We start from the raw sequence: 10134 nt of genomic DNA on the forward strand, positions 1-10134 counted from the left end.
AAATGCCTGTAAAGAAGAAAACTGCAGCAAAGAAGCCCGCAGCAAAAACAGCTAAGAAGCCTGTAAAGAAGAAAAAATAATCCGGCGGCACTGGCTTAGCGCCTTACTGCTTACAAACCTTGCCGGAAAGGCAAAATAAACTTGCGGTGGCTTTAGGCGAGTATGTGGCTCTCGCGTCCCGGAAACAACTCCGGAACGCCACCTCTTTCATTTTTTGAATTTTCTAATTTCAAAAGGAGAGATTATTAAAATCACCTCCTATCTTTATGCCCACATCAAAAATATCCGCCCTGTTTGTCCTTATTCTTCTGTCTTGCCCTGCTCTTGCCCTGAAGGAAACCACAATCTTCCTCCCGGCAGTAGTCGAAAGCGATTATGGTGAAGAAGGCGTCATGGCAACTCTCACGGTAAACGTGCGGGATGGCTCGGGCCATGTGTACGTCGATACATGGCCCCTTGCAAAGATTGACACCCAGGCATCGGCAAGAATATCTAAGGAAGTTGCCTGCGAAACGCTCTTTATCGACTGCTCAAAATACGATTTCTTCTATACCATCAGGTCTGACGCCGAGATCGTCGGCGGGCCTTCGGGCGGAGCCGCAACAACGGTTGCAACGCTTGCATCCCTTCTTGACCTTGAGATAAACAACCACGTGCTTATTACGGGGACCATAAACCCCGACGGCTCTATAGGCCCTGTTTCTGGCATACTCGAAAAAGCCCAAGCGTCAAGCGAAAAGGGATACCTTTTTCTGGTGCCGGAAGGCCAGAGCATAATCACAACTGCAAAAGAAGACCCTCTCGACCTGGGGCTATACGCAAAGGAAAACCTGAACCTGAGCGTAAAGGAAGTAGGCAATATCAACCAGGCATTTTCATATTTTACAAACTACAAGATAAAGGATGTCAACATAAAATTCAGGAAAACTGAGGGCTACCAGAAGGTAATGGATGGCTTTGGAGTGGAGCTGATAAACCATTCCAAAGAGCTCAGGGAAGAATGCCTCACCAAAGCCAAAAAGTCAAAGATAGACTACAACCTTCGTGAAGAGCTCCTTGAGCTATGTAGCAAAAGTCCAGAGGAAGCAGAAGACGAATTCAAAAAAAAGAACTACTACTCTGCCGCCTCGATTGCATTTTCGAACTCGATTTCGTACCGGCACGGAATAAGGATGGCTGAGTTCCTTTCAAGCCCTGACAAAAAGGAGTACGCCAGAGACTATCTCAGCTCCCTCAAGCCGGCGGATTTTACCATCGACACGAACAACATCGAGCTTTTCGCAATAATTGAGGAGAGATACTCCGAAGCTGAGGAAAACCTTGACAGCGGCTGGAAGGAGTATTACTCCGGGGAGTATAGCCAAAGCATTTACTACGGCGCTTATGCTGAAGAACGGCTCTACACGGCAGAGCTCTGGAACCAGCATTCAGAGGAGTTCCCTGTTTATGTTGCAACTTCTTCGGAAAACTTAAGCTCCATTGCAACCGAAACCATATCTGACGCTTACGCCCTCCTGACATACTCAAGTCTCCTTACAGTCAACAGCTTTTCGACCGAAGCAGATATGCTGATAGAAAGGGCACGGGAGAGCCAGAAGAAAGGCAATTACACAACAGCAATCGTCCTTGCGCTCAAAGCCAGGGCAAACGCCGAACTTGCTTCAGAGCTTGCCGGAAAAACGGATTACACCTCCCTAATCGAGCTTCACAGAAAGCGTGCCCTCATATCCATAAACCAGACAAGCTCGATACTGGGGCAAAGTTACTTCGAGTATGCAGAGACGCTTAAGGGCTCCAACGAAGTTGCCGCCGTAACCTATTACACCTATGCCGAAAAGCTGTCAAAGCTTAATAACCTGGTAAACAAGTCCCCGGCCACAGCCAAAATAGTCCCACTGGAGTACATAGAGCCAGTCAAGTGCCCAATGCAGAGGTTCCTTCCCGGAGGGCTTTCCATTTCCACACTTATCCTATTTCTAATTTTTATGGTCTAGATTTATAATGGCGCTTCCCGTATTTGAACTCACGCTCGCAAAAACCCTGGTTCTCGCATTGTGCCTCGGAATAGTCTGGTTTGGCTATTTTAAGAAGGTTACTGATATCTGGGCGTCCATTGTCGCAAGCATCCTTGGCGTATACTTCATAGGGCTTTTTCCACTCTACTGGTTTGCTTCCCTGCTTCTCCTCTATATTGCAACCAGCATGGCAACCAGGCACAAAAACGTCTGGAAAGCCGTAAACCACACGACGGGGCGGGGCATAAAAAACATACTCAGCAACCTCGGAATCGCCCTTGCCTTCTCGGTAATGTACCTTGTGGACAACCAGCCCGCATTCTACCTTGCATTTCTCTGCAGCGCCGCCTGCGCCTGCTCAGACACTCTTGCTTCCGAAATCGGGCAGCTTAGCCGCTCAAAGCCCCGGCTTATTACAACCTGGCAAGAGGTAAAGACTGGAATGGATGGAGCCGTATCCGTCCTTGGGCTTCTTTCCGCGGCAACTGGCGCTGTTTTGACGGCTTTGCCGTCACTATGGGTGCAGCCGGAAGCCACAGCCCTGAAATTCTTCATAACCGCCTCTATTATCGGCTTTATCGGCTGCAATATCGACTCCCTTGTGGGCGCGCAGTACGAACTAAGGGGCTCTGTTACAAATGATACCACAAACCTCATAGCAACCACGATTTCCGGCTTTTTGGGGCTTATTGCCTGGCTCATCCTGTTTTAAGACCAAATTCTGTTCATTTGTGTAGAAGGGTTCCTTTTGCCGCCATTTGAGAAACGAAACTTCAAAAAGCCCTCCAAATGCCAAATCCGGCTATACTGAATGGCCGGGAGTCCTAATTTATTAATTTAACACCTTCTATATTAAATGGGGTTCTCTACCAATGGTAGAGTATCTTTGAAAGAACAGGGATGTTCAATGATCTAAACAGGTGTAATGAGGAGTATTATCTATTTGTTGCTACGCTGCTTAGTGAATGGCTTGGCTTGATATCTGAAGAAGGACGTGGCAAGCTGCGATAAGCCCCGGCGAGGCGCATGCGGCCTTTGAACCGGGGATTTCCGAATTGCCCCCTTTGGGGGGCGGGAACGCGGAGAATTGAAACATCTTAGTACCCGCGGGAAAAGAAAACAACAGTGATTTCCTGAGTAGGGGCGACCCAAAGGGAAAGAGAGCAAACCGAATACCCTGCCGCAAGGCAGGGTAGATGTGGGGTATGGACACTCTTACATCCAAAGGCGGGATCCGAAGCTTCTGGAAAAGTTGCACCATAGAGGGTGACAGGCCCGTAGGAGAACCGTTCGAGGATGAGTGGAGATGTTCCTGAGTAAGGCCGGTTGGTTTTCCGGCAAGAAGATGGGAGTCACTAACTTCCAACTCTAAATATGTATCAAGACCGATAGTGAAATAGTACCGTGAGGGAAAGCTGAAAAGAACCCGTAACAGGGTGTGAAAAGAACCTGAAACTAAGCAGTATTGTTATCCGTTTTGAAAAATGGGGTAAGGAGTGTAGATCGTTGGCAAGGTTAACTCTTTTTTATGAGAGGAAGCCACAGCGAAAGCGAGTGCGAAAGTGCGTTTAGTCAGCGGTCTACCACCCGAAACCTAATGATCTAACCCGGGACAGGTTGAAGTGTAGCGAAAGCTGCATGGAGGACCGAACCAGTACTGAGGTGCTACTCGTTTGGATGATCCGGGGTTAGGGGTGAAATGCCAATCGTATTGGGTGATAGCTGGTTCCCCCCAAAATGAGCCGTAGTTCAGCCTCAATGCTTAAGTTCGATGTGTATAGTTACTGATCGAGAGGTAGGGGAAGAAATTCTTCGCCTTTCGGCCAAACTCAGAAGCGTCGATCAGTATGCATTGGGAGTGAGGTTTGCCGGGGAAAGCTCGGTGACCCTGAGGGAAACAACCCTAACTGGCATTAAGGTCCCAAAGTGATAACTAAGTACTTTCGAAAGTGTCTCTATCCTAAAACAGAAGGTAGGTAGGCCTAGAAGCAACCACCCTTTAAAGAGTGCGTAACAGCTCACCTTCCTAGGGTAGTGGCACCCAAGATGGACGGGGTTAAGTTATCCACCGATATGCCGGTCTCTCAAGTTCGCTTGAGAGAGGTAGGGGGGCGTCTTGCGAGGGCAGAAGCGTTTCTTTAAGGAAGCGTGGACCTTGCTTGAATGAGAATCTTACCGAAAGTAGCAACAAAGTGGTGTGAGAATCACCATCGCCACAAGTGGGTAAGGGTTCCCTACCAATGACGATCAGGTAGGGGTAAGTCAGTATTCTAACTTGACCGGTAACTTACGTCTCGGAAGATAAACTGGTTAATAATCCAGTACCGTCAAGAATTATCTTATCTGCAGATTCGGGATAGGTCAGCGCGAGCCAAGCATATAAGCCCTTCGAGTCTCGTAATGAGGAGAAGAGGGTGAAAGTGTGACGGGCCTCCCTTTGGAGGTTTGGCCAAGTTCTGGATCCATTGAAAACAGAATAAGAGTGTCTTGATGACTGTACCCAGAACCGACACTGGTACCCACGCTGAGTAGGCGAAGGTGTGATGGGATAATCCTGTCTAGGGAACTCGGCAATTTAGTAGCGTATCTTAGGTATAAGCTATGCCTGTTTTCCATTTCGGAAAAGCAGGTCTCAGTGACAAGAAGAACCCGACTGTTTAATAAAAACATATCCGACTGCTAGCCAGAAATGGTGCGTATAGTCGGTGAAACCTGCCCAGTGCGGGTGTGTTAAACCCGGCCAAACCGGGCCAAGCCCCCGTAAACGGCGGCGGTAACTCTGACCGTCTTAAGGTAGCGTAATCCCTTGCCGATTAATCGTCGGCCTGCATGAAGGTCCAACGTGGTTCTTACTGTCCCAGACAGGAACCCAGCGAACTCTCTGCCTGGTGAATAGGCCAGGATCTCCTAGTGGGAAGACTAGTCCCTGTGGAGCTTTACTACAGCCTGCTGTTGTGGTGAGTTTTTAGCTGCATAGAGTAGATAGGAGCCGTAAGGCGAAAGTGTAACACTATCCTGCTCGAAACTCACTGCTGACCCCTCCGGGGGGACACCAGTTGGTGGGTAGTTTGGGTGGGGCGCCACACCCCTAACAATTCATCAGGGGTGCCCAAAGGTCAGCTCACCGAGGTCAGAAGTCTCGGGAAGAGTGTAAACGCAAAAGCTGGCTTGATTGGATACTGAGAAGCAACGTATCCAAGTGCGAAAGCATGGGTTAGCGATATGCAGCTTTACTTTAGTGGTAGCCTGTAACGTCAGAAAAGCTACCCCAGGGATAATGGAGCCGTGGTCCCCAAGAGTCCATATCGACGGGACGCGTTGCTACGTCGTTGTTGGCTCCTCTCCTCCTGGGCGTGCATAAGCGCCCAAGGGTGCAGGGGTTTACTGCTTAAAGAGGGACGCTAGCTGAGTTAAGAACGGCGTGAGCCAGTTCGGTCTATATCTGCTAGGAGTGTTATGTTCTGACAGTAAGGAGGCTATAGTACGAAAGGAACAAGCTTCCGTGGCCACTGGTGTACCGGTTGTGATTGCACCGCCGGGTAGCTACGCCATATTGGATAAGAGCTGAAAGCATCTAAGCACGAAGCCAAGCTGAAAAAAAGAACAACTTAGGAGCTCGTAGAAGACGAGTTTGATAGAAAGGGGATGTAAGTACCAAGCTTCGGCGAGGTATTCAGTCCTCCTTCACTAAATCCTAGGCGGCAAATAGATGCTCAAGTCATTACACCTGAAGGTTCTTTCAAAGGGCCTGGGTTCCTTCGTTCTGCTTGCAGAACGGGGCCCCATTCCATTCGGAATGAGGTTCGGAACTCAGGCCAAACCCCATTTAAATTTCTTAAATGGTTTTGAAGGGAATAGCGGGAGCTAAAAACTCAAAAGTACTTTATTATATGAAACAGTCAGACCTCAAATTAGGTTGGCAGGATATGGAAAAGTTAAAATCAGAAGGACATGTACTAGAGGCATTTTTAATCTTAGCCAATTGGATTGAAAGAAATATGCAATTTGCAATATACTACCACAACATATTTTCAAAAAAAGATGATGCTAAGCTGAAAGAGTTTCTTCAGACTTTTGAGACGAAAAAATCTAAGCACAACAGAATTTCCAAACAAGAATTGAAGGCTATAGCTAGTTTGAATCCCTCAGAACAAGAAAGAGCCATACCCTGGAAGGTACTAACCACAATCCAAGTCACTTCTTCTGTCACAAATGACTTCAAGCAAGCCCTGATTGAACTCGTCCGTTGGGGTCTTATTAACGAAAAAGAAAGAGGTCGTTTGCTAAAAGAACTAAAAGATTTTGAAGCATATAGAGGAAAAGTGGTACATCGTCTTATCGAGGACAGAGTAACACACAAAGAAGTAGAAGCTTACTATACTAAAGGGAAGATACTGAATCAAAGAATATTGCATCTACACTATTCCTTTTTACATGGTGGTCTGAATATACAAATTCGCCTTGAAAACCCAAAAGATTTCAGGGAAACTGAAGAGCTTACCCGGGACGCCTTTTGGGACGTGTATAAGCCCGGATGCGACGAGCATCTTGTCCTCCACAACCTAAGAAAATCCCCTACTTTTGTAAGGGGGCTTGACTTTGTCGCTGTCCTAAACGGCAAAATCATCGGAAACATCGTCTACTCAAAGGCAAAAGTAATCGGCGAAGACAAAAGCGAGCACGAAGTACTCTGCCTTGGGCCTTTTTGCGTCGCGCCTGAAATGCAGAAAAAAGGAATCGGCTCAAAACTTATCCGGCAGTCTCTTTCAAAAGCCAAAACTCTTGGCTTCAGGGGAGTAATCCTATTTGGGAGCCCCGAGTACTATTCCCGCTTTGGCTTCAAAAATGCCGAAAGTTATCACATCACGACGCCTGACGGCAAAAACTTTGACGCCTTCATGGCGCTTGAGCTTGTTGAAGGAAGCCTGAAAGGAATTGAAGGGCGTTTTTTTGCAGATTCGGTTTTCGAGGTCGAAGCTAAAGATTTAGAGGAATTTGAAAAAAGCTTTCCGTTCAGGGAAAAGCACGTTACAGACACTCGGATTCATTTGGACTAATCTAGGGGGGTCTTAAATGTTTGCGTTGTAGTGAAAAGGGTTATGGTGGGATTAAGAACAACTAGGCCAGGCTTGCCTTTTTGTTCCCGTGAATCCTCTGGCATTTCTTATTTGCCAGAAGAAGCCAGGAAATGCTTATAGAGTCGTGAAGTGCTGCCTTTTCGCTTTGGAAGTAATCAATCCATGCCTGAAAGCATCCTTGGGACTTCATATATGCTTCTTCTGCCGTATCACCCTTAAGAATCGAGAGGACAACCTGGTTTGATGGCTCAAGAAATGCCTTAGCTATTGGATCAGTACCGGGGCGGCACATGTGAGCCGTGTCCATCAGGAAGATAAAATCCTCATCGTAACCGACAAATGCTGTTTTGGGGCTTATTTCAGCAACTTCTAAGCCCAACTTCTTTGCCGAAGCGCAGGCAACTGAGTAAGTGATTTTAGAGCCAAGGATATTTTTGTTGTCCAAGTCAACTATTATCTCATCCTTTTGCCCATCCTCAATCTCAATAGAGGGCGCAGAACTTTCTGAGTCAGACTTTTTGCCGCAAATTGCCTCCTCCAAGCCGTGCCCGTTGAAAACCGCAAAGTCCGGATTTTGCTTAATAATTAAGCTTTCGACAGCTTCCCTGTTGCACTTGTCCTCACCAAATGCTATAACCTTAAAATTACGGCTTTCGGCAAACTTAACATATGCTTTGCTGTATTCAAAAAGGTAACTTGTTACCATATCATGGTCTGGCTGAGTTATAAATACCGTCTTACTCATGAGCCTCGACCTTCCTCTTAAAAGATCTAAGATAATCCAGTTGCATTTTAACAATTCTCTTTCCAAAAACCGTATCCTTGTTTACGCAGGCTATTATATCCTCTCTTGTGTAAATCTTCCCGCCGCCTATTGCGAGCTTGTAATTTGGAGGCATCCTTTGTAGTCTCGCAACAACCAGTTTCTTTATGTCCTCTGAAGGTTTTTCTTCCATAATCATATAAAATCTAATTCTACCAATTTCTTAAATATCTTGGCTCCAAGCGGAGTTTTTGCCTCAATCTCAATATAGGCTATGTCCCAGCTTACCGGCTTATCGTCCACAATCAAAACAAGCTCCTTTCGGGCGGTTATTGGTATATTGTCGTAAACCCTGAAAAACCGGGAAGAATCCATTTCTTCCATAATTATAGTTGCGGGCTATATAATGCCCATTTTACCTTCCAAACAGCTTCCCCAGGTCCCCCATTCCTCTAAAACTCTTCATCTTGCCGGGAGTTAATTGCTTCATCATCTTTTTCATCTTCCGAAAGTTGCTCAGGAGCTCATTAATGTCCTGGACTGAGACGCCTGAGCCCTTTGAGATTCTTTCGACGCGTGAACTCTTGATGATTTCCGGGTTTTCCCGCTCTTTAGGCGTCATCGACTCGATTGCGTACTTCCATTTCTTCATCTTGACTTCACCGACGTCGAAAACCTCACCCGGGAGCTTCATTCCGCCCATTCCGGGAATCATGTCCATCAGCTTCTTGATGGAGCCCTGCTTTTGCATCGCGTTAATCTGGTCGTAAAAGAGGTTCAGGTCGACTTCGCCCTTCTCGAGCTTTTCTGCCTGCGCCTCCTGGCCCTTGAACTTTTCAAGAAGCGTCTGGAGGTCTCCAAAGCCAAGGAGCCGGGAAACAAACCTTTCAGGCACATAAGTTTCGATGTCTGTTGGCTTCTCCCCGACCGCCAAAAACTTTACCTTCGCCCCGACCACCTTACAGGCGGCTAGTGTCGCTCCGCCCTTTGCAGTCGAGTCCATTCTGGTTACAATCACTCCAGTCACCTTCAAATTCTTCTTGAACTCCTCTGCCTGCCTTTTCGACTCCTGCCCAAGCTCCGCAGGGATTACAAGAAACTTCTCCTGTGGCGCGAATACTTTGTCAAGCTTCTTGATTTCGTCAATCATCTCTCCGTCCAGGGCGTCTCTCCCTGCGCTGTCAATAATTACAACGTGATCCTTGTATTTTTCAAGCTCTTTTTTGGCCACCTCGGGTTTTTTGCCGTTTATTATCGGCACATTTACCCTTTCGGCCACCTGAGCCAGCTGCTCGTATGCCGCGGGCCTTGAAAAGTCGCAGCCCACAACCACAACTTTCAGCCCCCTTGACTTGTAAAAGTAGGCAAGCTTTCCGGTTGTTGTGGTCTTTCCGGAGCCGAAAAGCCCAAGAAGCATAAGCCGGTGGGGCTCAAGCAATAAGTCAGGCCCTTTCTTTGCGCCGGACCCCTCGCCAAGGATGGAAACAAGCTCGTCATAGATAAGCTTTGTGACATATTCCCTCTTGGAAACGCCCGCCTCCGGCTTCTTTTTGGACTTCTGCCTTATCGCCTCAGACAGCTCGAAAACAATATCCACGTCAACGTCCGCCTGAAGGAGCGCTCTCTGGAGTTCCTTGATTATTTCCTCGACTTCCGAGTCTGAAAGGGCAACCATGGAGGAAATTTTCCCCATTATGCCCCGAAGCCGGTCTGAAAGCCCTTCTGCCATAACCATACCTAAATTTTATGAACCCTTAGCACAGGGTTTCAAGGTAGTCAAAAAGAGTCCTGTGAAGCGAGGTCGTAAAATACTGGGCCACTTCCGTCGGCTTTACCCACCTAAGTTCAGTAAATCCCTCTCCCACTTTAAGCCCGCCAAGAACAGGCCCTGCCGCCTCCACCGGCTCGCAAAGGTAGTAAATCGAAAGAATCTTTCGCTCCTCCGGGTAAGTCTTGGCAAAAATCACTTCCCGCACAACCACATCAAGCCCTGTTTTCTTCCTTATCTGCTCCCTCAGGGAATCCTCGAGGTCTGGTCCGTAGCCGGCCCTGCCGCCGGGAAACGTCCAGGTGAGCTTCTCAATGTATGGGTCTTTTGCCCTCCTGCCGATAAGTATCTTCCTGGAAACCGGGTTATACACTATTCCCTGCACGTTGACCAGAAATACCCCCTTATCAAGCTTGCTTAAATCCATAATTTGATTGCAACGAGGGCTATATAAACAAAGAGTAATACTAAGTATTACTCCTTAAAATAATATATATAAAATCCCATATT

General features: G+C 47.3%; 8 protein-coding genes and 1 rRNA gene. 4 read left to right on the plus strand and 5 right to left on the minus strand.

Annotation, left to right across the window (positions count from 1 at the left end; all coding sequences use genetic code 11):
- Positions 1 to 266 precede the first annotated feature (266 nt).
- The 4 genes from JW727_05025 to JW727_05040 all read left to right on the plus strand — a co-directional run bounded on the left by JW727_05025 (position 267) and on the right by JW727_05040 (position 7072).
- Entirely contained in the window at positions 267 to 1994 is a 1728-nt protein-coding gene (locus JW727_05025; protein MBN2095386.1) for a hypothetical protein, read from the plus strand.
- 7 nt (positions 1995 to 2001) lie between these two features.
- Positions 2002 to 2727 (plus strand): DUF92 domain-containing protein, encoded by a 726-nt coding sequence (locus JW727_05030; GenBank protein MBN2095387.1) that lies wholly within the window; start codon positions 2002 to 2004, stop codon positions 2725 to 2727.
- A 225-nt stretch (positions 2728 to 2952) separates the two neighbouring features.
- Positions 2953 to 5726: ribosomal RNA gene (locus JW727_05035) — 23S ribosomal RNA — on the plus strand.
- A 731-nt stretch (positions 5727 to 6457) separates the two neighbouring features.
- The gene (locus JW727_05040) at positions 6458 to 7072 is read left to right on the plus strand and encodes an N-acetyltransferase (GenBank protein MBN2095388.1); all 615 of its coding nucleotides are present in this window, start codon (positions 6458 to 6460) and stop codon (positions 7070 to 7072) included.
- Between the two features lie 61 nt (positions 7073 to 7133).
- Here the strand turns inward: JW727_05040 and JW727_05045 are convergent, their stop codons facing one another.
- From JW727_05045 to JW727_05065, 5 genes are read right to left on the minus strand one after another with little or no spacing between them, the layout of a single operon-like run.
- A complete protein-coding gene (locus tag JW727_05045; protein ID MBN2095389.1) occupies positions 7134 to 7799 on the minus strand; it encodes a hypothetical protein in 666 nt (221 codons plus the stop codon).
- Between the two features lie 31 nt (positions 7800 to 7830).
- A complete protein-coding gene (locus JW727_05050) occupies positions 7831 to 8049 on the minus strand; it encodes a hypothetical protein (protein ID MBN2095390.1) in 219 nt (72 codons plus the stop codon).
- A gap of 2 nt (positions 8050 to 8051) precedes the next feature.
- Entirely contained in the window at positions 8052 to 8240 is a 189-nt protein-coding gene (locus tag JW727_05055; protein MBN2095391.1) for a hypothetical protein, read from the minus strand.
- A gap of 31 nt (positions 8241 to 8271) precedes the next feature.
- Positions 8272 to 9585, minus strand: coding sequence for a signal recognition particle protein (gene ffh / locus JW727_05060; protein MBN2095392.1), 1314 nt, complete (start codon positions 9583 to 9585; stop codon positions 8272 to 8274).
- A gap of 25 nt (positions 9586 to 9610) precedes the next feature.
- On the minus strand, positions 9611 to 10051 hold the full coding sequence (locus JW727_05065) for an NUDIX domain-containing protein (GenBank protein MBN2095393.1): 441 nt from the start codon (positions 10049 to 10051) through the stop codon (positions 9611 to 9613).
- Positions 10052 to 10134 lie beyond the last annotated feature (83 nt).

The sequence above is a fragment of the Candidatus Aenigmatarchaeota archaeon genome (assembly GCA_016932615.1).
In the GTDB taxonomy this organism is placed as follows: Archaea; Aenigmatarchaeota; Aenigmatarchaeia; order QMZS01; family QMZS01; genus JAFGCN01.